This is a genomic window from Agrobacterium tumefaciens, assembly GCA_025559845.1.
Taxonomy (GTDB): Bacteria; Pseudomonadota; Alphaproteobacteria; order Rhizobiales; family Rhizobiaceae; genus Agrobacterium.
Window position 1 is genome coordinate 1,608,530 of the sequence record CP048469.1, and the last position, 21,521, is coordinate 1,630,050.

Genomic DNA, 21,521 nt, shown 5'->3' on the forward strand with positions numbered 1-21,521 from the left:
TCTATCCGAAGACATGCGTCAGTTTCATGCTTTGTCTAGCCGATCGGCGGCCTGTTGAAAAGAAAACGCGCGAAGCACAAACCTGCCGCGGAATGAACTTCATGTTACAGCCGAAACCATAAAAGCGTAATTTCCAGAATTGGTCAGAACGGTTAAATTTTCATTTATTTCATTAACTTTACGACAAGACTTTGAAGATGGGCAAAGCCTGTCGCGATGGCTTTTTTACGTCTGACGGCCGCGTAGTAAAAATGCCACGTTCCCTGCTTTTTCGCAAAGTCGGGAAATATCTGCCGCAGCTCCACGCCAACGCTTTCATTGGCGGCACGATGATTCTATATATCGGCGCGCGCGAAGCGGGCCGAGGCGCCGTTTTGGCGGAGGAAAACGAATATAAAGGCAAGATTGATGACAGCCACACGCACGGAAACCGATACATTTGGCCCTATTGAGGTTCAGGCCGACCGCTACTGGGGCGCGCAGGCGCAGCGCTCGCTCGGCAACTTCAAGATCGGCTGGGAAAAACAGCCTGCTTCCGTCGTGCGTGCACTCGGCATCGTCAAGCAGGCCGCCGCCCGCGCCAACATGGCGCTCGCCGGCCTCGACCCGAAAGTCGGCGATGCCATCATTCAGGCTGCACAGGAAGTCATCGACGGCAAGCTGACCGAGCACTTCCCGCTGGTCGTCTGGCAGACGGGTTCGGGCACACAGTCCAACATGAACGCCAACGAGGTTATCTCCAACCGTGCGATTGAAATCCTCGGCGGCGAAATGGGCACCAAGAAGCCCGTTCACCCGAACGACCACGTCAACATGAGCCAGTCGTCGAACGATACCTACCCGACCGCGATGCACATCGCCTGCGTCGAGCAGATCGTTCACCACCTGCTGCCGGGCCTCAAGCACCTGCACGCGGCGCTCGAAGCCAAGGTCAAGCAGTTCGAACACATCATCAAGATTGGCCGCACCCACACGCAGGATGCAACGCCGCTGACACTCGGCCAGGAATTCTCCGGCTACGCAGCCCAGGTTGCTTCTGCGATCGCCAACATCGAAACCACCCTGCCCGCGCTTTCCAAGCTGGCACAGGGCGGCACGGCTGTCGGCACGGGCCTCAACGCACCGATCGGCTTTGCCGAAAAGGTTGCCGACGAGATTTCCAAGATCACCGGCCTGCCGTTCGTGACCGCGCCGAACAAGTTCGAAGCACTTGCTTCGCACGATTCCATGGTCTTCTCGCACGGCGCCATCAATGCTGCCGCAGCCGCTCTCTTCAAGATCGCCAACGACATCCGCTTCCTCGGCTCCGGTCCGCGCGCCGGTCTTGGTGAACTGTCGCTGCCTGAGAACGAGCCTGGCTCGTCGATCATGCCTGGCAAGGTCAACCCGACCCAGTCCGAAGCGCTGACACAGGTTTGCGCCCACATCTTCGGCAACAACGCAGCTCTTTCCTTCGCTGGCTCGCAGGGCCACTTCGAGCTGAACGTCTACAACCCGATGATGGCGTACAACTTCCTCCAGTCGGTCCAGCTTCTCGGCGACGCCGCCGTCTCCTTCACCGACAATTGCGTTGTCGGCATCGAGGCCCGCGAAGACAACATCAAGAAGGGCGTTGAAAACTCCCTGATGCTCGTCACGGCGCTGAACAGCAAGCTCGGCTACGACATCTGCGCCAAGATCGCCAAGACCGCACACAAGAACGGCACAACGCTGCGCGACGAAGCCGTCGGCGGCGGTTACCTCACCAACGAGGAATTCGACCAGTACGTTCGCCCGGAAAACATGATCGGCCCGAAATAAGCCGATCGCGATTTTCACTGACAGTCAGGAACGGGCCTTCGGGCCCGTTTTTTTGTTGGGTGGATAGAAAGAGTTTGCTCCCCTCCCCAATGACCGATTTGATTCTGAGCCGGGTGCGATCAGGGGCTCGTCTCAAGGCGCAGGCGCGTCGTGGCCTGACTACGTCCGTAGCACCGCAAGGGTGATTTCATGGAGCGCGGTATGATGGCAGACCTCGGGCCATTTCGTTCAGCCCATCAAACCGGAGAAGCACCCTCAAACAAAAAGGGCCGCTTTCGCGGCCCTTTCGAATTCTTAAACCAGACGGCTCTGCTCGAGCGCCGCTTCAACGAAGCTGGCGAACAGAGGGTGTGGATCGAGCGGACGGCTCTTCAGTTCCGGGTGGTACTGAACGCCGATGAACCACGGATGGTCAGGGTATTCCACCGTCTCAGGCAGAACGCCGTCCGGTGACATGCCCGAGAACACCAGGCCGCAGTTTTCCAGGCGATCCTTGTAGTCCACGTTCACTTCGTAACGGTGGCGGTGACGCTCGGAAATATCGGTCGAACCGTAGATTTCGGCAATCTTGGTGTCTTTCTTGAGCGATGCCTTGTACGCGCCAAGACGCATCGTTCCGCCGAGATCACCCTTCGCGTTGCGCTTCTCCAGCTCATTGCCCTTCACCCATTCGGTCATCAGACCGACAACAGGCTCCTGCGTCGGACCGAATTCGGTCGACGAGGCTTTTTCGATACCGGCGAGATGACGGGCTGCTTCGACGACAGCCATCTGCATGCCGAAGCAGATGCCGAAGTAAGGCACCTTGCGCTCACGGGCGAACTGCGCCGCCATGATCTTGCCTTCGGAACCGCGCTCGCCGAAACCACCGGGAACGAGGATCGCATTGACCTTTTCCAGATAAGGCGCCGGATCTTCCTTTTCGAAGACTTCCGATTCGATCCACTCAAGCTTGACCTTGACGCGGTTGGCGATGCCACCGTGATGCAGCGCTTCGATCAGCGACTTATAGGCATCCTTAAGACCGGTATATTTGCCGACGATGGCAATGGTCACTTCGCCTTCCGGCGTATGGATGCGGTCGCAAACCTCTTCCCACTGCTCGAGACGCGGCTTCGGTGCAGGCTCGATGCCGAACGCTGCGAGAACCTCGTTGTCGAGACCTTCCTTGTGGTAGGCCATCGGCACGTCGTAGATGTTGGCAACGTCGAGCGCCTGGATAACGGCCGATTCGCGCACGTTGCAGAACAACGAAAGCTTGCGGCGTTCCGCTTCCGGGATTTCCCGGTCTGCGCGCACCAGAAGAATGTCAGGGTGAATACCCAGTGCCTGCAGTTCCTTGACGGAGTGCTGGGTCGGCTTGGTCTTCAGCTCGCCTGCAGCCGGAATGTACGGCATCAGGGTCAGGTGAAGATAGATCGCCGTGCCGCGTGGCAGGTCGTTACCGAGCTGACGGATCGCCTCCATGAACGGCATCGCTTCGATGTCACCCACGGTACCGCCGATTTCGCAGATGACGAAGTCGTAGTCGTCATTGCCCTCGATCACGAAATCCTTGATTTCGTTGGTCACGTGCGGGATCACCTGAACGGTCGCGCCGAGATAGTCGCCGCGGCGTTCCTTGTCGATGATGTTCTTGTAGATGCGGCCAGTGGTGATGTTGTCGGTCTTGGTCGCCGAACGCCCTGTAAAGCGTTCATAATGGCCAAGATCGAGGTCCGTCTCGGCACCGTCATCCGTCACAAACACTTCACCGTGCTGTGTCGGGCTCATTGTGCCGGGATCGACGTTCAAATAGGGGTCGAGTTTACGAAGTCGCACCCGATAACCACGGGACTGCAACAACGCTCCGAGTGCTGCGGCCGCAATGCCCTTTCCAAGAGAGGAGACCACGCCGCCTGTGATGAATACATATCGCGCCATGGGATTCACCGGATACCTTTTTACCTTTGATTCCGCCAGCCCAAAATTCATGCTTTTGCAAATTCGCTGTTGACGAACGTGCAGTTCCACTGGCCGGAATGCGAACAAAAGAAAACCGGCAGGCTTTTGGCCTGCCGGAGCGTTAAACTTGAACCGGGCTTACTGTCCGGTCGGAACTGCGTTCGGGTCCGCCTGCTGAGCGGGAGCCGCCGGGGCTGGTGCCGGAGCGGCTGCGCCACCAGCGGCCGGAGCCTGGCTGGTAGAAGGAACGCCGTTGTCGGCCGGAGCCGGTGTTGCTGGCGTCGTGGCCGCCGGGCCGAGCGTATCGAGAATGCCGTTACCCTGACCCTGCGTGGCCGGAATACGGTTCAGGATATCGGTCGGGCGTGCTTCGTAGCGGGTCAGAAGACCAAGACCGAGCGAGGTGATGAAGAACAGCGCGGCAAGAATGCCGGTCGTCCGCGTCAGCGCATTGGCCGTTCCCCGTGCGGACATGAAGCCCGAACCGCCGCCGATACCAAGGCCGCCGCCTTCAGAACGCTGGATCAGAACGACGCCAACCAGCGCCAACACGATCATGAGGTGAATAACAATCAAAACGGTCTGCATGACAATCCATTCCATGCCCCGAAAGGAGCACCATAAAGAAGGTTTTGCGGCTCTTTACATGAGGTAGCGGCTTATTCCAAGCCCCCGTGACAGGAAACCGTGTTTCAAGCCGTCAGTTGCTCGTATGCCGCATAGATGGAAAGGAAGTCCGACGCTTTCAAGCTCGCCCCACCGATCAATGCACCATCGACGTTTTCGACGCCCATCAATTCGAGCGCATTGGACGGCTTTACCGAGCCGCCATAAAGGATTCGCATCTTGGCGCCTTCGCCACCGAAGCGCTTGACGAGTTCGTCGCGCATGAAGGCGTGTGCCTCGCGCACATCCTGAACGGTCGGCGTCAGGCCGGTGCCGATGGCCCAGACCGGCTCATAGGCGATGACAGTATTTTGCGCCGTCGCGCCATCCGGAAGCGAACCGGCAAGCTGGCGCTTCAGGATATCGAGCGTCTGGCCCGCCTTGCGCTCATCTGCCGTCTCGCCGATGCAGACGATGGCAACCAGTTCGGCCGCATGTGCAGCCTCTGCCTTGACGCGCACCAGATGGTCGGTCTCCGCATGGTCGGTGCGACGCTCGGAATGGCCGACGATGACATGGGTACCAAAGCAATCGGCAATCATCTCGGCGGAAATATCACCGGTATGGGCACCCGAAGCATTCTGATGGCAATCCTGCGCGCCGATCAGCAGCGGGCTATCGTCGCAAAGCGCGGTCGCTACGTAAAGCAGCGTCGAAGGCGGGCAGATCAGTGCGTCCACTTTTCCGGACAGAGCCCCCTTGACGCCTTCGGCCATGGCCTTGATCTGATCGAGGGATGAACGGGTGCCGTTCATCTTCCAGTTTCCGGCAACGAGCGGTCGAACATTCGGCGTCATGCGTATCTATTCCTCTGCTGAAACGGGGTCAACGCCACCCTGGCAGCGTTACCCCTCTCCCCTTGCCCCGATCGCGGTTCGCCCTGCGACGGACAGCCTTAAAAACTCCGACACTCCCTTTAGCCGCAGCCAGTGGCAATTGGTATAAAAAAGCGCCGGTTTGGTTCAGAACCGTGGTTAATTTTGCCGAAATCACGCAAGTTTCATCGATAACGGCAATAAAACCCCCGTCAACGGCTCAAAATCCAATTCAGCACCGTCCGCCAGTCGGTCATGCGGACCGGCGTTCCATGCCCCCCGGTCTGGAAAACCGAAAACCGCGCCGGTTGCCCGGCCTTGAGCATGGTGCGGAAAATCGTTGCCTGCTGATCGGCTGAATAGACCTTGTCGACGCTGCCATGGGTAAACCACACCGGCTTCTTTGCCCTGGCAAAAGCGCTCTTCGGGAATTCGGGATCGACCGCACCGCCAAGAATGGCCATGCCCTTGAGATCGGCAACGGCAGTGGCGTCGCGGCTGATGCCGTAGCAGATGAAGCTGCCCATCGAGGCACAGGTGAGAATGACCGGCTTGCCCCCGGAACTGCGCTTTGCATCGGCAATCAGCGCGGCAACATCTGCGACACCCTGCGCATCGAAAGAGCGGACGCTCGGCACATAATAGGTGCCGCCATTGGCAGCGGCTAGGTTCTTCAGCCGGTTGAAATTGCCGCCGAAGGTATAATCGTTCATGCCAAGTCGCCGGTCGCCACCGCGCCCGTGGATGAAGATGACAGTGAAGGCCTGCCCGGAGGCCGGCCCGACACGTCCTACCTCGACTGCCCTGCCCCCGGCCGTGACGGTTTCGAGCGCCTGCACCCTCTTGATACCCATATCGACATATTGCCGTTTCACGCGTCGCTCGGGCACCTCGTCGCGGCCGTTGATATCGCGCATTTCGTCGTAGTCGAGAACTTCCGAAGCTCCGCCGTCGGCGGTGGAAAGCACCGTCTGCCCCGAGAACAGATCGTCCTTGAAAGGCTTGAGCGGCCCGCCCGATGTCTGCGCGGCGACCGGCATCACCGCAACAGTCAGGCAAAAAAGAGTACAAAACGTGAAATGAGCTGTGGACATGCCTTGCTGAACCGTTCCATTAGTTGGCCTGAGACTTGCCATCGCGACGGCGGCGGCGCAATCCTCCTGTTGCGAAACCCTGACATATTCAGTCGTGCAGGAGGCCTCGCCTTTGGCCGACCGGGCGGATTGTCGCGTTTCGCGCTATACTCGCGCCGATTCGCATGGCGAAATTCTGACGACACGATAAGACTTGAACCTTGGGCACGATGGACGACAGCAACGATCTTTTCTCCGGTCTACCGGCAGCACGGCGCGATGAAACGGAAACGCAGGGCGAACCGGCGCAGCCTGCAAACGCCAATACGCAGCCGAAGCCCGCAGCCGTGACACCTGTTGCCGCGCCGGCCGCGACATCCGTTGCGCCGCCCGTCTCATCATCCGGTGACGACTACGGCGCATCCTCGATCCGCGTGCTCGAAGGCCTGGAGCCGGTGCGTATGCGCCCCGGCATGTATATTGGCGGCACCGATGAAAAGGCGCTGCACCATCTGTTTGCTGAAGTCATCGACAACTCGATGGACGAAGCCGTTGCCGGTCACGCCAATTTCATCGAGGTTCATCTCGATGCCGAGGGTTTCCTGACGGTCAGCGACAACGGTCGCGGTATTCCGGTGGAAAACCACCCACAGGTTCCCGGCAAGTCGACGCTTGAAGTCATCATGACCAAGCTGCACGCCGGCGGCAAATTCGACGGCAAGGCCTATGAAACCTCCGGCGGTCTGCACGGCGTCGGCGTCTCCGTCGTCAACGCGCTGTCCGACCTGCTGGAAGTGGAAGTCGCCCGTAACCGCAAGCTCTATCGTCAGCGCTTTTCACGCGGCCTGCCGCTTGGACCGCTGGAAGAGCTCGGTGACGTGCACAACCGTCGTGGCACGCGCGTTCGCTTCCATCCCGATCCGGAAATTTTCGGACCGCACGCCAAGTTCGAAGCTGCCCGCATTTTCCGCATGGCGCGCTCGAAGGCCTATCTGTTTGGCGGTGTTGAAATCCGCTGGAGCTGCGATCCAGGCCTCGTCCAGCAGGGCGGTGAAATTCCGGAAAAGGCGGTTTTCCATTTCCCTGGCGGTCTGAAGGATTATCTGTCCGCCACGCTTGGCAAGGAATTCACCGTCACCCGCGAAATCTTTTCGGGCCGCACCGAAAAGACCGGCGGCCATGGCGCACTTGAATGGGCGGTCACCTGGTATGGCGGCGACACGCAGCTACATTCCTATTGTAACACCATCCCGACGCCCGAAGGCGGCACCCACGAAGCCGGCCTGCGCATTGCGCTGACCAAGGGCCTCAAGAACTATGCGGAGATGACGCAGAACAAGCGCGCCAAGGAGATCACCACCGATGACGTGATGATTTCCGCCGTCGGCATGCTGTCCGTCTTCATTCGCGAACCGGAATTCGTCGGGCAGACCAAGGACAAGCTTGCGACCGTCGAGGCGCAGCGTATCGTCGAAAACGCCCTGCGCGACCCCTTCGACCATTACCTCACCGGCAACCCGGCGGAAGCCGACAAGCTGCTGGAATGGGTGATCGAGCGCGCCGAAGAGCGTCTTCGCCGCCGCAAGGAAAAGGAAGTCAACCGCAAGACGGCCGTGCGCAAGCTGCGCCTGCCCGGCAAGCTGGCGGACTGCGCCCAGAACACCGCCGAAGGTGCTGAACTGTTCATCGTCGAGGGCGACTCGGCTGGCGGTTCGGCCAAGCAGGCGCGTAACCGCGCCAATCAGGCCATTCTGCCGCTGCGCGGCAAGATCCTCAACGTCGGTAGCGCCAGCCGTGAGAAGCTCTCTGCCAACCAGCAGATTGCCGATCTCATTCAGGCGCTCGGTTGCGGCACGCGCACAAAATATCGCGAAGAAGATCTGCGTTACGAACGCATCATCATCATGACCGATGCCGACGTCGATGGCGCACATATCGCATCGCTGCTGATCACCTTCTTCTATCAGGAAATGCCGGAACTGATCCGCGGCAACCATCTCTATCTCGCGGTACCGCCGCTCTACGTTATCCGTCAGGGCGCGAAGACAGCCTATGCCCGCGACGACGCCCACCGCGCCGAACTGATGGAAACGACCTTCAAGGGCCGCAAGGTCGAAATCGGTCGCTTCAAAGGCCTTGGCGAGATGATGGCCGCACAGTTGAAGGAAACCACCATGGACCCGGCAAAGCGCACGCTACTGCGCGTCGAGATCGATGATGTGGATTTCGAAGGCACCCGCGAAGCGGTTGATAACCTGATGGGAACCAAGGCCGACGCCCGTTTCCGCTTCATCCAGGAACGCGCCGCCTTCGCCGAAAACCTGGATATCTGACGCTTGAGCGCAGAGCCATTCGAGCGGCCCGTTCTGCGGGCCGCAATTTTACTTCCCCTTACGTGAACGCTTTATCCTCTCGCGCGTTTTCGCCCGGCCTGATACTGTCGGGGCGGGAGCAAAAAAAGACGTGACTGCAATCTGGGTCGTCATAGCCATTCTGTCGCTGGTCCTCGGGTCCAGCCTTTTTGTCGTTGTCAGCAAACAGCTCGAAAAAACCAGTCCGAAGCGCCCTTCCCGCGCCTTGCCGGTGCATGAAAACCGCACACCGCTCGACCGTCACTGGCAGGTGATACGCAACGGACGCAATGAGCGAAATGCGCTCTGCCTCCTGCAATCCAACCTCGATGCCTTTGCAGTGCGCGTTGCCACGGCACGCGCCGCCGGACGCAGCCTCGACCTGATGTATTATATGTGGAACGCCGATCTGGCCGGTCGGCTGATGATGCGGGAAATCGTCGCCGCCGCCGACCGTGGCGTTCGCGTGCGCCTTCTTCTCGACGATCTCGGGGTATCGATCTCCGACCGCGTTTTCCATGCCATCGACCGGCATCCGAATATCGATCTCAGGCTGTTCAATCCGACGAGGGCACGCGAAAACGCCCTGCATCGTGGCATCGAACTTCTGCTGCGCTTCGGCAGCGTCAATCGTCGCATGCACAACAAGGCATGGATTGCCGATGGACGCGTCGCAATCGTCGGTGGCCGCAACATTGGTGACGCCTATTTCGACGCGGCAGAGCAGGCCAATTTCCGCGATTTCGACATTCTGGGTTTCGGCAAGGTTGTCGAGGATGCCTCGCTGATCTTCGACGACTACTGGAACAGCGCCGCAGCCGTGCCGGTTCGTTCTCTTCTGGCGCGTCGGCCGAACAAGCTCGCCAGATTGCGCCGCGACCTTGCCGCCCTTCCGAAGAGCGATGCGGCCAAGCCCTATCTGGCCCGTGTCGAAAAACAATATGACAACGGCAACTTCCTGATGTCCGACCGGCTGCATTGGGTCGATGCCGCCGACGTGCTGGCAGATCCGCCTGAGAAGGCTACGGGAAAACGGCGCCAGGGTCACAATTTCCTGATGGAGACGCTTCTGCCACTGCTGGAAGCCGCACAGCAGAAGCTGCACATCACCTCCCCCTATTTCATTCCCGGCAAGCAGGGCGTCGCGACCTTCTCCGGACTGGCAAAGGACGGGGTCTGCGTCAACATCCTGACCAATTCGCTGGGAGCAACGGATGTCGCCGCCGTTCACGGCGGTTATGCCCGTTATCGCAAGCCGCTTCTGGCCGGTGGTGTCATCCTTCACGAGTTGCGCCCACGCGCCGACCACCAGCCGCTGTCGCTGCGTGGTTCGGGTCAGGCGAGCCTCCACACCAAGGCCTTCACCCGGGATGGAGAAACCGGTTTCGTCGGCTCGCTGAACTTCGATCCACGGTCCATGTCACTGAATACGGAAATGGGCGTGCTTTTCTCCTCGCCTGCCCTTGTCGAGATGATGGATGCCGTCTTCTGCGAGGAAACCAACAGCTCCATGAGCTTTCAGCTCGAAATGACCAGGGGCAACCGCATCGTCTGGTCATGCACGGAAAAAGGCGAACCGAGGCGTTACAGCAGCGAGCCGAACGCCCCGCCGGCACGCCGGCTGATTGCCTGGGTCATGGGCCTGCTGCCGCTGGAATCGCAGCTCTGACGATGAAAGGTGACGTCAGGCGGCTGCGGCCTTCGCACCCGCCTTGGCAAGCTGGATCTGCACCAGCGTGTCGAGGTTCTGGTTGACGCGGCAATAGAACTCCTCATCGATGAACGGCCGCAGCATGAAGTCGTTGCCGCCAGCCTTGAGGAAACGCGCCGATAGCAGCCGGTTGGTCGAAGACGACACACCGATGATGCGCAGCTCGTGCGATCCGCGCATGGTGCGTATGCGGCGCGTCAGCTCGAAACCGTCGATATCGGGCATGTTGTAGTCGGTGACAACAAGGCCGATATCCGGATTGGCCTTGAGGATTTCGAGTGCCTTTGCACCGCTGTCGGCAAGGCTGACGCGGAAATTGTAGCGCTTGAGGCGGCTGGACAACAAGGCACGCGCCGTCGGGCTGTCATCGACGATCAGCACGTGGTGACGATGATTGGTCAGGAACCGGCAGACGGATTCCGTCAGCATGTCGACGGCGAAAATATTGTCCTTGAGAATGTAGTCGACCACGTTCTTGGCGATCAGCGTTTCGCGGGTCGCCTCGTGGAAGGTGCTGGTAAAAACGATGGTCGGGATCGACAGGTCGATCAGATATTCGAGCGCCTCGCCGTTTTCCGCACCCGGCAGATTGATGTTGGAAATCGCCAGAGTCACCGGATCGGAGGAGCGCTCGTAGCACTCCTGCAACTCCTCGAACGAGCGGCAGATTTCGACGGTGACACCCAGCAGCTCTCTCAGCCGCATGCTCACCATCTGGGTAAAGACATTGGTGTCTTCCGCCAGCAGAATACGATTGTTCGTAAAAGGTACGCCGGAATATTGCATTCCGGTAATTCCGAGAAAGTTCATGTGCCCCAAGCCCCCGTCTTTTCACGGGAAAAATAGCCGGGACCATTTGCCGAATGATTAATCGCATTTTTGCCGCGCAACGAGTTTGCGGACATGCTTACTCAAAAGAAAATACGGCCCCGAAGGGCCGTATCCATCGTGTTCGAATGAGGTGCCGGTCAGCCACGCAAAGCCACGTTGTCGGTATCGAACGGGCTCTCCTGCACGACCTCGGCATCGTAGAGAACGCCGAGAATACGCACCTTGAGTTTGGTGCCGATGGCAGCATGTGCAGGTGCCAGCATGGCAAGCGCCACCGACTTGTTGATACGCCAGCCGAAACCGCCGCTTGTGACGCGTCCCACCAGTTCGCCGCTTTCGTCGTAGATCGCTTCCGACCCACGCGCATCGACATCGCTATTGCCTGAAACGATCAACGTCGAGAAGATCCATTTGACGCCTGCCTCCTTGTAGGCCACCAGCGCATCGCGGCCGATAAAGGATTTTTCGGGGCGCAGGAAACGGTCGAGACCGGACTCATAGGCGTTGTATTCCACCGAAAGCTCACGCCCCATGTTGCGGTAGGACTTTTCGACAGCCATCGACACCATCGCCCGGATGCCGAATGGCTTGATGCCGAATTCAGCCCCCGCCTCCATCAACCGGTCGAAGATGTAATTCTGCATTTCGATCGGGTGGTGCAGTTCCCAGCCGAGTTCACCGACAAAATTGACGCGCAAGGCATGAGCGGTGGCGACACCGACGGAAATCTGCTTTGCCGTCAGCCACGGGAAATCCTTGTTTTCAAGACTGGTACGCGTCAGCTTCTTCAGAAGATCACGCGACTTCGGCCCTGCCAGCACCAGCACCCCGTATTTCTGGGTAATGGGCTGCAGCACGACCGATCCGTCACCCGGCAGCAGCCGGAACAGCGTATCGTGGTCATGGGACTCCAGACCGCCCGCCGAAACCAGGTAGAAACGGCCCGGTGCCCATTCGTAGACGGTGAACTCCGCCTTTACGCCACCATTCGGCGTCAGAAGATGCGTCAGCGCGATACGGCCGCGCTTCTTCGGCACCGTATTGGCGAGAATGCTGTCCAGCCAGGCGCGAGCGCCCGGACCCGAAACTTCCATTTTGGCGAAAGCCGACATGTCGAGCACGCCGACATTCTGGTGAACGTTCTTCACCTCGTTGCCGACATGCTCGAAATAGTTTGAGCGGCGGAACGACCACTTTTCAACGAAACGGCCATCATCCAGCGCTGGCGCGTAGTTGTGGCTGGTGATGACATCGACGCCAACACCCTTTTCGCTCTCCGGCAACTCGTAGCCTTCGGGCGCATACCAGTTGGCGCGTTCCCAGCCATAGACGGAACCGAACACACCACCAAGTTTCTTCAGGCGGTCGTAAACCGGTGTCGTCTTCAGCGGCCGGGCCGCCGAACGCTCCTCATCCGGGTAGTGCATGGTGAAGACGTTGGCATAGGCCTCCTCATTTTTGGCAATGAGATAGCCTTCCGTTGCGTAAGGTCCGAAGCGTCGTGGATCGACACCCATCAGATCGAGCGTCGGCTCCCCATCGACAATCCATTCGGCAAGCTGCCAGCCGGCACCACCGGCAGCAGTGATGCCGAAGGAGTGGCCCTCGTTCAGCCAGAAGTTCTTGAGCCCCGGCGCCGGACCGACAATCGGGTTGCCATCCGGCGTATAGGCGATCGCGCCATTATAGACCTTCTTGATGCCAACCTCGCCAAAGGCCGGAACGCGCACCATCGCCGCCTCGATATGCGGCATCAGGCGGTCGAGTTCTTCCTGGAACAGTTCGTATTCGCTGTCGTCGGAGGGGCCGTCGACATAACAGACCGGCGCACCAACTTCGTATGGGCCAAGGATCAGGCCACCGGCCTCCTCGCGCATGTACCAGGCGGAATCGGATTCGCGCAGCACGCCCATTTCCGGCAGGCCCTGCTTGCGACGTTCCAGAATGGCCGGATGCGGTTCCGTGACGATATACTGATGCTCCACCGGAATGACGGGGATATTGATGCCGACCATCTCGCCTGTCTTGCGGGCAAAGGAGCCGGTACAGGAGATGATATGCTCGGCGATGATCTCGCCCTTATCCGTTGTCACCTTCCAGTGACCGTCTTCAAGCTGTTCGATGCCGGTGACTGAGGTGTTGCGGTAAATGGTGGCGCCGCGATCACGCGCCCCCTTGGCCAGCGCCTGCGTCAGATCGGCAGGCTGGATGTAACCGTCGTCGGGATGCTGGATGGCGCCGAGAAGCCCTTCCGTCTCGCAGAGCGGCCAGACTTCCTTGATCTGCTCGGGGGTGAGGATATTGACCTTGATGCCGATGGTTTCGGCAATGCCGGCATAATACATATATTCGTCCCAGCGATCTTTGGTCCGGGCGAGACGAATGTTGGAGACTTTCGCAAAACCGACATTCATGCCGGTTTCTTCCTGAAGCTCCTCATAGAACTTCACCGAGTATTTGTGGATCTGGCCGACCGAGTAGCTCATGTTGAACAGCGGCAAGAGGCCCGCCGCATGCCATGTCGAGCCGGATGTCAGTTCCTTGCGCTCGATCAGAACGCTGTCGCTCCAGCCCTTTCTGGCAAGATGATAGAGCGTCGACACGCCAACAACGCCGCCGCCGATCACCACTGCCCGTGCATGTGTCTTCATTTACAGAACCCCTCATGAGCGCCGGCCTCGTGCAAGTGTGCCGACAAATCGATGAGGAGAATATGAAGCGACTGATTTGCGTTCAGCCGCCTGATTGCGACATGGCCAATGGGTGCTGCGACAGGGCAGAAAATGCCGTCATCCGTCTGTCGGTGGGTCGCCGTCTCCAGACGCAGACACGACGCCCCACCGCAGAAGATATTACCGACGCGCCTCGGACACAGACTTGCTGGGCTGTTCGGCGCCCTTGTCATCCCTGTTGTCTTCCTTCGGCGTCTGCGCGACCTTCGCCGATGCGGCAGCGGTACGCGACACAACCGTCTTGTCGCCTTCCTCTTCGAGAATTGCTGCCAGCATTTGCGGATTGTTTTCACCATCCACGTGGATGTTCAGATTGCGCTGCGGGAACGGAATTTCGATGCCTTCCTCGCGGAAACGCTTGAGGATGGCGATACGCAATGCGTTCTTGACGGTCAGACCGCTGGAGAGGTCAGCGAGATGGAAACGCAGTTCGAAATCCAGGGCGAAATCGCCAAACCGCATGAATTCCACATGCGGTTCCGGATTGCGCAGCACCGGCGGCTGCGCCCGTACCAGCTCGAGGAGAATATCCATCACCTGCTGCGGATCGGCATTGTAGGACACCGAAACGGGAATTTCCGCACGCATGATGCGGTTGCGGTGGGTCCAGTTTCCGACAGAGGCGTTTATGAATTCCGAGTTCGGCACGATGATTGACTGCCCACGGAAGGTTTCGATTTCGGTCGCACGCACCGACAGGCGCTTGACGGTGCCCTCGGTCGTGCCTGTCACCACCCAGTCACCAACCTTGAATGGGCGCTCGACCAGCAGGATGAGGCCGGACACAAAGTTCGACACGATGTTCTGCAGGCCAAAACCGATACCGACCGACAGTGCCGAGGCGACCAGCGCCAGACTGGAGAGATTAAGCCCCGCCGACGAAACGCCGAAGATCGCCGCAACGGCAATACCGAGATAACCGATACCCGTCTTGACGGAGTTGCGCACGCCGGCATCCACCTGGCCGCGCGCCATAACGTTGTTATCAAGCCACTTCTGGAACCAGCGGGTGATGGTGTAGCCGATGGCGAAGACCATAACGCCACCGAACAGCCCAAGCAGCGAAATCGAGGCGTTGCCGACGGTAATGCCTGTCAGAAGACGGTACGCCCAGCTTTCGATGTCGCCCGGCTGGAAGCCCCAGGAGAACAGGATGAGCGGCACACCGAAGAACAGCGCGACGACATAGATGCCGAGACCGGCGGCAAGACCAGCCTGATCGAGCGGCACCGGGCCGAGATTATAGCGCCGCTGCAGGAAGCGGCCGGCCAGGGATTCGGCAAAAGCGCCCTGTCGTGAAATCGCCTTGCCCGAGAGGATGCCGATGTACATCGTTGCCAGCACCGCGCCGGTCGCGACGATCTGCGTGGCCAGGAACCGCGCAAGGCCGACATAACCGGTGAGGCACGCGCCGATGAGAATGAGGCCACCAACCCGCAGCAGAATGACGAGCCAGCGCGGCAGGCGCTGGTTGCCGGTATCGTGGTCCTGACCCTCGCCGATGACCGGTCGCAGGAACGACACGGCGAGAAGAATGACGCCGATAGTCACAGACGCAATGAAGCTCTTGGCCACGGTGACGATCAGAGGCGAATAGAGCGTCTCGCTGATGGTTCCGAACAGATAGTCGAGACCATTGACCAGCGCCATCAGAACGACGGCTGTCGAGAGCGTATGCGCGCCCTTGTTCGAGACCTGCAGCAAACGCCATTCTGGCTGCGTTGGCGCAAAGATCGCGTAGCTCAGCCGCGATACGAAATAGACGAAGCCGATGATCGCCATGGCGCCGAACAGGATCGGCGCGATATCGGACCGCAGGACGTTGAAATTGTCTAGGAAGAAGGCCGAGGTGATGAGGAACAGGAACAGCGAGAGCGACTGAACCATCGTCGACCAGAAGGCGAGCGACAGGCGTCGCAGATAAGACGGTTCACCCGAAAACGCCCGCCGGTCCATGCGGCTGCCGAAAAAGCGATAGCCGCCGACCAGGAACAGCATCGCCGCCATGACGGAAAGCGCCACCGCGCCGAACATCGGAAGGCGCTTGTAGTTCCAGACGAACGTTACCCAGCTGCTGACGGCGTTGTTGAGATTGGAGAGTTCGTCAACAAAAGCAGACGTGGCCTCTGTAAATGTGGCTGCGGACAGGTCCGTCCGCTTGAACAGTGTCGCAGCAAACAGTGCACGGCGGACAGCCGTGATATTGTTGGAAATCTGCGCCGCATTGGTGGCGATGCTGTCCACCTCGCCGGCAATGGCATTCACTTCGGCCCGTTCGGACGTCAGACGGGTGCGCTCTTCGGTAACGACGCTGGCTTCGGGCGCCTGCCCTTCGGCTGGCGGTTCGCCAAGCGCATCAAGCCGGGCCTTGATCTGGTCGAGGCGCGCACGCAGCTTGCTGTTGGTCGCACCCGCATCACCGGCGATCTGGTCGACCTGCCCCTTCATATCCACCAGTTTGGCATCGTCGTTGCCACCCGCCTCGATCTGGCTGGTCACTCTGGCGACATCGGCCTTCCAGCGTTCGAGATCGGTTTTGGCCTGCTCGGAAACCGATTGCTGGATTCCGACAGCGGTTGGCGGCGTTTCCTCCTGGGCGGAAGCCTGCATTGCGGAAAAGAACATTCCGCCAATGAGGGCCAGCACAATCGCCCCGATGAATTTATGCCGCTTATCAAACATCAACCGCACTCCGTTCCTTTCCGTCGTCTCGATCATCGCACCCGGCCCGTCAATGCCCGACACCTTGAAAACTACCCGCAAAAGGGGTGTTTCCCCAAGGATTGCCTTGCCTTCCAACGCGAGAATCACCACCTTTGATATTGCAGCAATCATGGGAGGAAATCATGGAATCTGCTGGCATTGGCTGGATTGCAGCCATCATCATCGGTGGCATCGCCGGGTGGCTCGCCGAACAATTCATGAAAAGCAATATGGGTGTTTTCATGAACATCCTACTTGGAATCGTCGGTGCGGTCGTCGCCAACGCCATTCTTGCCGTTTTCGGAATCGTTTTGACGGGTTGGCTCGGTTATCTCATCGCCGGATTCGTCGGCGCATGTATTTTGATCGCGATCGGGCGAATGTTCAGACGCGGATAGCGAAAAAAAAGAAAAGCCGGAAAACCCCGGTTTTCCGGCACTTTTCGCGATTGCCGAAATTTTTCTGTCATAAAAATCGAAGAAAATTCATTTCGACGCTAGACAACCAGAATGATCCTCTTTATACGGCCTCTCACACCGCCAGACGGCGGGCGGCGGGTGATTAGCTCAGTTGGTAGAGCAGCTGACTCTTAATCAGCGGGTCGTAGGTTCGAGCCCTACATCACCCACCAAATTCTCTCAAAAAGACAATACGTTGCTGATTTTCGTTAAAGCGCTTTCGAGGCGCTTGGCGTAGCGGTTTCAGCCTGAACGTCGTCAATCTTCTCGACACTTTGAATTCTCTGCCCGGCGCCAAGGGAATGATGGCGGCGACGTCCCATATTGACGTCTCTCTGCCGATTGCCGCATCGCAGCAATGCCCTCACCACACATAAACGGCATCAGACCAATAAATTTCATGTAGAACGCGAGTACCATGCGATTCTATAGTCAGGAATTGTATCGGTTAATCACCGAACCCCGCTGAAATCATGAAATTTAACCACGCCAAGTGATACAAATTGCAACGGCTATTCTTCCCTGTATTTCTCTCCCGGCACAACATGGGTTGGAGGGGAACAATGAAATTGAATTTGGTCGCAGTCGCGGTCTTTGGCGCGGCAATGACGGTTGCCAGTGCTTCCCACGCGGAAGATCTCGTCTTCACGCTGAAGAACGGCACCAATTCCGTCCTGAACGCATTTTACACCTCACCGGTCGGCGTCGACGATTGGGAAAATGACGTTTTCGGCAAACAGGCGCTCGGTCCGGGCGAAGCGATCGAGATCACCATCGCCGATGGCCGCACCGTATGCAAATACGACATGCGCTTCGAATTTCAGGGCGACGAGCTGGAAGATCTCGAAGACACGCAGGACCTCTGTGAACTCGGCGAATACACAATCACGGAATAGGTGACGGCGAGACGGCCTGCCCGACAGACGCTTCGCTGATGATTCAGCGAAGCCGCTAGGGCGGAATCTGCCTTTGATTTGCCCCACCCGTTAAAATTTCCGGATCGACCGCGTTTTTCCCCAAAGCTGTCTTAATCGTACTTATGATTGAGACCATGAGACTGATCACCAATATAGTGCTGTTCGTTCTCGGCATCGTCGGAAGCGGAACGCTTGCATTTTTATTGTCGTCGGCGCTTGCCGCAAATGGCCTTCTCGGCTCCTGTTTCGAGGGAAGCTGCGGTTACGCTGCCCTCTTCATGGTTGCCCCGCTCGCCTGGTTCGTCATGTTCGCCCTTTATGTCATGGCCCTGCTGATCTGGCGAAAAAAGCCATTTAGAAGTGAAAAATTATGAGATCACGAAGCTGACGACACGTAACCCGACGTCTCGGTTGCAAACACCACCAACCGTTCGTTGACAGTCGTTGCGACTTCCCGCTAACGTCCGGCTGCTGTGGGGAATCGCTGTCTGCGATGCGTGTGAGATATCAGGTCTTGCCGCATCACGGGCCTCTGAAGAGACATGTCGCCACTATGTATGGCGTGCGACATGCGGGAAAACAGGGAGACTAAACGATGCGGGCCGCCATTAACCCACCATCGCTTTCCATCGGCACGCTCGACTATCAATCGGAATGCCAGTTCGCACTTGAACCATCGATCCAGGGGTTGCTCGAGAAGGCAATCGATGCCGGATGGAACCGCCAGCAGGCCGCCATGGCCATCATTGCACTGGCAAGCGAACATGTCGGCGACTTTACCTCCGAGATCGTTCTGTCAGAACAGCGCCCGCTCTGCTGAGAGCGCGCCACACGACGGGAGGCGGGTATCTGCCCGCCATTCACCCCGAACAGTGAAAAGCCGCTCCTGAGCCGCCCTCCTCCCTTTTTAGCCCCATTTCCAGACAGGACTTGCCCACGCTGCCACAGTGTTGACATCAACCGCCATTAATGAGAACATAAAGTGAACATTATGGAGGTCAGCATGAACAGGCCAGACATCACCATAGAAAATGCACTGTCCGTTGTTGCCCGCTCGCAGGGCATGCGGGAGCGCGCACTGGAAAGACGGCGTGAATTGCAGCGGCGCACCGAGGTCATCACCACCCGCCCGCTCTATGTTCTGAAAAAGCGCCCCGTAGAGCGGCAGCTTTCGCTGAAGCTGGATAGCTGATTGCAGCGATAAAAATGAAAATCCCGCGCGAACCAGATGCCCACGCGGGATGATCTTATGAAGATGTCGCCAGGCTTATTGCATGCGTTGCAGTGCAGCTTCCGGCTCTCCCACCGTCGTCGATGACGGAAGGCGGTCTGTCTTCTTGAGAACAAGGATCGGTTTTTCCACCGGATCAGACGGCGGAACGATGCTGGCGGTCTTGAATTCGCGATCTACGGCTGGAACGGATGCGTTGATCTGTTGATGACCTGCGCATTCCGCAAACGCTGCGCTGGCGGAAAAACCAAGTACAGCGGCGATTATGAGAACTGATTTCATGTCATTCTCCCTTCGCTATTATGGCGATCCCCAGTCTATGTGGAGATCTTGCTGATTGAAAATCACACTTTAGTGGGCACTAAAAAACGGCAATACAGTCTGCGTGCCAATCTTCTCTTGCCTGAAACAAGAAAAACCGGATCAAACACCGCTACCCTTTTTGCACATCATGTGTTTTTGGGCCTCGGGAACGGCGGAATATCATCGCGGCGAAACTTCCCTTGAGGGGAATGATGATCGGATGATACGTCGATACCGTTTCCGTGTTTGCGGCCTTAATCGTTCTTCCGGCTGTGGAATTCTGCTGCATGGCACGCCTCCTTCCGAGGCGTTAACGACAGACATGCCGTCTTGTTCCCTCAGCTATCCCTGCAAATGCTTGAAAGCGGCACTGCAAAGGCTTATATCGCTCTCGCGAGGACGACCTCGGCCATCATGGCAATCGCATCGGGACGGCCCGGACATCAACCGGAGAACACCATGCGTTCCCTTGCAGATCGTATCCGCCACGCGCTCAGCTTTGAAATCATCGGTCTTTTGCTGGTCGTTCCGCTCGGTGCGCTGGTTTTCGGCATGCCGATGGAAGACATCGGTATCGTCGGTGTGGTCAGCGCCACGCTGGCAACCACCTGGAACTATCTCTACAACCTGATCTTCGATCACGCCATGCAGCGCCTGAAGGGCACCACGCTCAAGACGCCAGCAATCCGTGTCGCCCATGCCGTGCTGTTCGAGATCGGCCTGCTGATCGCGTTGATGCCATTCATCGCCTGGTATCTCGGTATCAGCCTCATGCATGCGCTGGTGATGGATATCTCGTTCGCGCTGTTCTACGTGGTCTATGCCTTCATATTCAATCTGGGCTACGACAAGCTTTTCCCGCTGCCTGAGTGGCAGACAGAAGCGGCGGCCGAATAGGCCGCCCTACCCCCTCTGAGCGCAGTCTCAGCGCAACGACGCCTTGAAGAAGGCCACCACGCCTTCGTTGAGCGTGCGGTGAAACGCCACCCGGTCAAACCCCTTTTCATCGCCGCAAACCTGCGGCGCCATCTCTGCCATTTCGGCCGGACACGGGGCGACAAATGAAAAATGCCCTGCCCCATCCACCGTATGAAACTCGGGCTTTGCCGGCAGGTTGTCGCGCAGTGCCGCAATATCCTCCGACGTAACACCGTCGCCACCGCGCTCCGACTGCCAGAGCTGGACGGGGATCGTAATCGCTCGCAGATCGTCGGCATCGGGAAAAGCATTCAGCGGATCGGCAACGGACACGGCCTTCACTCTGGCATCATGAAGCGCACCCCGCATTCCCACGCCTTCTTCCTTCATCCCGGCGCAGACTGTCGCCTGCCCCTCAGGACACGGCAGCGTGGCATTCTTCCAATCGGCAACAGCACCGGCAAGCAGAAGCGCCGTATAGCCGCCACGCGAAAAGCCGAAGACACCAATCTTATCGGCATCGATGAAACGACGGTCCTCCCAGTCGCCAAGCAGATGATCGAGCAGGCGGATCATATCGGACGGGCGCTCGGTCAGCGCCGAGACCTCGCCGGCCCGCGTCATGTCGAGAGCACTGTCGCCGGGATGATTGATCGCCACCACCAGAAAGCCGGCATCCGCCAGCGCCGTAGCCGTATCGCGGTGGCTGAGATAGGTGCCTTCAAAGCCATGCGAAATGACCACGAGCGGATATTTCCCCTCGGCGATGTCGCAATCGCGCACGGCGGGCAGCACAAAAGGTCCAATACGGGTGTCAATCGGCGCTGCCGCACAGGGCGACCAGAATGCCGCCCTTATCGACGGTTTTCCTTGAGACGAAGGCACTTCAACCAGCCGCAGGCCCGCCGCCCAGGCGACACCGGTCTGCGGAACAATGGAAAGAGCAGCAACGAAGAGCATCGTTGAAATTCGCATGAGGACCTCGCATGTCGACAACATCAGGTGCGGCCGGTCAAAACCGGCCACGACCGAGCGCACAGCGTTTCCATGTCAGGAATGACGACAGCC

Annotated in this window: 19 protein-coding genes and 1 tRNA gene; 11 read left to right on the forward strand and 9 right to left on the reverse strand. The window is 58.6% G+C overall.

The genetic code is table 11. The features are described 5' to 3' along the window. Positions 1 to 197 precede the first annotated feature (197 nt). Entirely contained in the window at positions 198 to 452 is a 255-nt protein-coding gene (locus FY156_08170; protein ID UXS01453.1) for a hypothetical protein, read from the forward strand. Then, positions 409 to 1,800: a class II fumarate hydratase gene (gene fumC / locus FY156_08175; protein UXS01454.1), complete on the forward strand. Its 1,392-nt coding sequence runs from the start codon at positions 409 to 411 to the stop codon at positions 1,798 to 1,800. The genes FY156_08170 and fumC overlap by 44 nt, the downstream gene beginning before the upstream one ends. A gap of 294 nt (positions 1,801 to 2,094) precedes the next feature. Here the strand turns inward: fumC and FY156_08180 are convergent, their stop codons facing one another. The 4 genes from FY156_08180 to FY156_08195 all read right to left on the reverse strand — a co-directional run bounded on the left by FY156_08180 (position 2,095) and on the right by FY156_08195 (position 6,319). Beyond that, on the reverse strand, positions 2,095 to 3,732 hold the full coding sequence (locus FY156_08180; protein ID UXS01455.1) for a CTP synthase: 1,638 nt from the start codon (positions 3,730 to 3,732) through the stop codon (positions 2,095 to 2,097). 150 nt (positions 3,733 to 3,882) lie between these two features. After that, positions 3,883 to 4,332, reverse strand: a complete 450-nt coding sequence (gene secG, locus FY156_08185; protein UXS01456.1) for a preprotein translocase subunit SecG — start codon at positions 4,330 to 4,332, stop codon at positions 3,883 to 3,885. A gap of 104 nt (positions 4,333 to 4,436) precedes the next feature. Continuing rightward, positions 4,437 to 5,207, reverse strand: a complete 771-nt coding sequence (locus FY156_08190; protein ID UXS01457.1) for a triose-phosphate isomerase — start codon at positions 5,205 to 5,207, stop codon at positions 4,437 to 4,439. Between the two features lie 230 nt (positions 5,208 to 5,437). Continuing rightward, positions 5,438 to 6,319 carry an alpha/beta hydrolase gene (locus FY156_08195; GenBank protein UXS01458.1) on the reverse strand — a complete coding sequence of 294 codons (882 nt, stop codon included), beginning with the start codon at positions 6,317 to 6,319 and terminating at the stop codon, positions 5,438 to 5,440. A 209-nt stretch (positions 6,320 to 6,528) separates the two neighbouring features. Between FY156_08195 and parE the strand changes: the two genes are divergently transcribed. Next, a complete protein-coding gene (gene parE / locus FY156_08200) occupies positions 6,529 to 8,631 on the forward strand; it encodes a DNA topoisomerase IV subunit B (protein UXS01459.1) in 2,103 nt (700 codons plus the stop codon). A 130-nt stretch (positions 8,632 to 8,761) separates the two neighbouring features. Then, positions 8,762 to 10,318, forward strand: coding sequence for a phospholipase D family protein (locus FY156_08205; GenBank protein UXS01460.1), 1,557 nt, complete (start codon positions 8,762 to 8,764; stop codon positions 10,316 to 10,318). Between the two features lie 15 nt (positions 10,319 to 10,333). On the opposite strand, the gene FY156_08210 is transcribed toward FY156_08205, so the two are convergent. The 3 genes from FY156_08210 to FY156_08220 form a co-directional block, all read right to left on the reverse strand. After that, positions 10,334 to 11,170 (reverse strand): response regulator, encoded by an 837-nt coding sequence (locus FY156_08210; GenBank protein ID UXS01461.1) that lies wholly within the window; start codon positions 11,168 to 11,170, stop codon positions 10,334 to 10,336. Between the two features lie 158 nt (positions 11,171 to 11,328). Continuing rightward, positions 11,329 to 13,842 (reverse strand): FAD-dependent oxidoreductase, encoded by a 2,514-nt coding sequence (locus tag FY156_08215; GenBank protein UXS01462.1) that lies wholly within the window; start codon positions 13,840 to 13,842, stop codon positions 11,329 to 11,331. Between the two features lie 201 nt (positions 13,843 to 14,043). Next, positions 14,044 to 16,641, reverse strand: a complete 2,598-nt coding sequence (locus FY156_08220; GenBank protein UXS03081.1) for a mechanosensitive ion channel family protein — start codon at positions 16,639 to 16,641, stop codon at positions 14,044 to 14,046. Positions 16,642 to 16,769: 128 nt separating this feature from the next. Between FY156_08220 and FY156_08225 the strand changes: the two genes are divergently transcribed. The 6 genes from FY156_08225 to FY156_08250 all read left to right on the forward strand — a co-directional run bounded on the left by FY156_08225 (position 16,770) and on the right by FY156_08250 (position 19,193). Next, positions 16,770 to 17,024 (forward strand): GlsB/YeaQ/YmgE family stress response membrane protein, encoded by a 255-nt coding sequence (locus tag FY156_08225; GenBank protein ID UXS01463.1) that lies wholly within the window; start codon positions 16,770 to 16,772, stop codon positions 17,022 to 17,024. 157 nt (positions 17,025 to 17,181) lie between these two features. Beyond that, a tRNA-Lys gene (locus FY156_08230) sits at positions 17,182 to 17,257 on the forward strand. A 390-nt stretch (positions 17,258 to 17,647) separates the two neighbouring features. Next, a complete protein-coding gene (locus FY156_08235; GenBank protein UXS01464.1) occupies positions 17,648 to 17,980 on the forward strand; it encodes a DUF3108 domain-containing protein in 333 nt (110 codons plus the stop codon). Positions 17,981 to 18,123: 143 nt separating this feature from the next. Beyond that, positions 18,124 to 18,375, forward strand: coding sequence for a hypothetical protein (locus tag FY156_08240; protein ID UXS01465.1), 252 nt, complete (start codon positions 18,124 to 18,126; stop codon positions 18,373 to 18,375). Between the two features lie 221 nt (positions 18,376 to 18,596). Then, the gene (locus FY156_08245) at positions 18,597 to 18,821 is read left to right on the forward strand and encodes a hypothetical protein (GenBank protein ID UXS01466.1); all 225 of its coding nucleotides are present in this window, start codon (positions 18,597 to 18,599) and stop codon (positions 18,819 to 18,821) included. A gap of 183 nt (positions 18,822 to 19,004) precedes the next feature. Beyond that, a complete protein-coding gene (locus FY156_08250; protein UXS01467.1) occupies positions 19,005 to 19,193 on the forward strand; it encodes a hypothetical protein in 189 nt (62 codons plus the stop codon). Between the two features lie 75 nt (positions 19,194 to 19,268). Here FY156_08250 and FY156_08255 read toward each other — a convergent pair whose 3' ends face one another. Continuing rightward, complete coding sequence (locus tag FY156_08255; protein UXS01468.1) at positions 19,269 to 19,514, reverse strand: hypothetical protein; 246 nt, start codon at positions 19,512 to 19,514, stop codon at positions 19,269 to 19,271. Positions 19,515 to 19,994: 480 nt separating this feature from the next. Here FY156_08255 and FY156_08260 point away from each other — a divergent pair, with 480 nt between their 5' ends. Then, positions 19,995 to 20,432, forward strand: a complete 438-nt coding sequence (locus tag FY156_08260; GenBank protein ID UXS01469.1) for a PACE efflux transporter — start codon at positions 19,995 to 19,997, stop codon at positions 20,430 to 20,432. A 27-nt stretch (positions 20,433 to 20,459) separates the two neighbouring features. Here FY156_08260 and FY156_08265 read toward each other — a convergent pair whose 3' ends face one another. Further along, a complete protein-coding gene (locus tag FY156_08265) occupies positions 20,460 to 21,428 on the reverse strand; it encodes a prolyl oligopeptidase family serine peptidase (protein UXS01470.1) in 969 nt (322 codons plus the stop codon). Between the last annotated feature and the right edge of the window lie 93 nt (positions 21,429 to 21,521).

Excerpts from the sequence above, each read along its gene's own strand:
- FY156_08245 (UXS01466.1), top strand. The coding sequence starts at position 18,597 with ATGCGGGCCGCCATTAACCCACCATCGCTTTCCATCGGCACGCTCGAC.
- FY156_08170 (UXS01453.1), top strand. The coding sequence starts at position 198 with ATGGGCAAAGCCTGTCGCGATGGCTTTTTTACGTCTGACGGCCGCGTA.
- secG (UXS01456.1), bottom strand. The coding sequence starts at position 4,332 with ATGCAGACCGTTTTGATTGTTATTCACCTCATGATCGTGTTGGCGCTG.
- FY156_08190 (UXS01457.1), bottom strand. The coding sequence starts at position 5,207 with ATGACGCCGAATGTTCGACCGCTCGTTGCCGGAAACTGGAAGATGAAC.
- FY156_08210 (UXS01461.1), bottom strand. The coding sequence starts at position 11,170 with ATGAACTTTCTCGGAATTACCGGAATGCAATATTCCGGCGTACCTTTT.
- FY156_08220 (UXS03081.1), bottom strand. The coding sequence starts at position 16,641 with ATGATCGAGACGACGGAAAGGAACGGAGTGCGGTTGATGTTTGATAAG.
- FY156_08195 (UXS01458.1), bottom strand. The coding sequence starts at position 6,319 with ATGTCCACAGCTCATTTCACGTTTTGTACTCTTTTTTGCCTGACTGTT.
- FY156_08260 (UXS01469.1), top strand. The coding sequence starts at position 19,995 with ATGCGTTCCCTTGCAGATCGTATCCGCCACGCGCTCAGCTTTGAAATC.
- FY156_08225 (UXS01463.1), top strand. The coding sequence starts at position 16,770 with ATGGAATCTGCTGGCATTGGCTGGATTGCAGCCATCATCATCGGTGGC.
- FY156_08255 (UXS01468.1), bottom strand. The coding sequence starts at position 19,514 with ATGAAATCAGTTCTCATAATCGCCGCTGTACTTGGTTTTTCCGCCAGC.
- FY156_08265 (UXS01470.1), bottom strand. The coding sequence starts at position 21,428 with ATGCGAATTTCAACGATGCTCTTCGTTGCTGCTCTTTCCATTGTTCCG.
- FY156_08240 (UXS01465.1), top strand. The coding sequence starts at position 18,124 with ATGATTGAGACCATGAGACTGATCACCAATATAGTGCTGTTCGTTCTC.
- FY156_08215 (UXS01462.1), bottom strand. The coding sequence starts at position 13,842 with ATGAAGACACATGCACGGGCAGTGGTGATCGGCGGCGGCGTTGTTGGC.
- FY156_08235 (UXS01464.1), top strand. The coding sequence starts at position 17,648 with ATGAAATTGAATTTGGTCGCAGTCGCGGTCTTTGGCGCGGCAATGACG.
- parE (UXS01459.1), top strand. The coding sequence starts at position 6,529 with ATGGACGACAGCAACGATCTTTTCTCCGGTCTACCGGCAGCACGGCGC.
- fumC (UXS01454.1), top strand. The coding sequence starts at position 409 with ATGACAGCCACACGCACGGAAACCGATACATTTGGCCCTATTGAGGTT.
- FY156_08250 (UXS01467.1), top strand. The coding sequence starts at position 19,005 with ATGAACAGGCCAGACATCACCATAGAAAATGCACTGTCCGTTGTTGCC.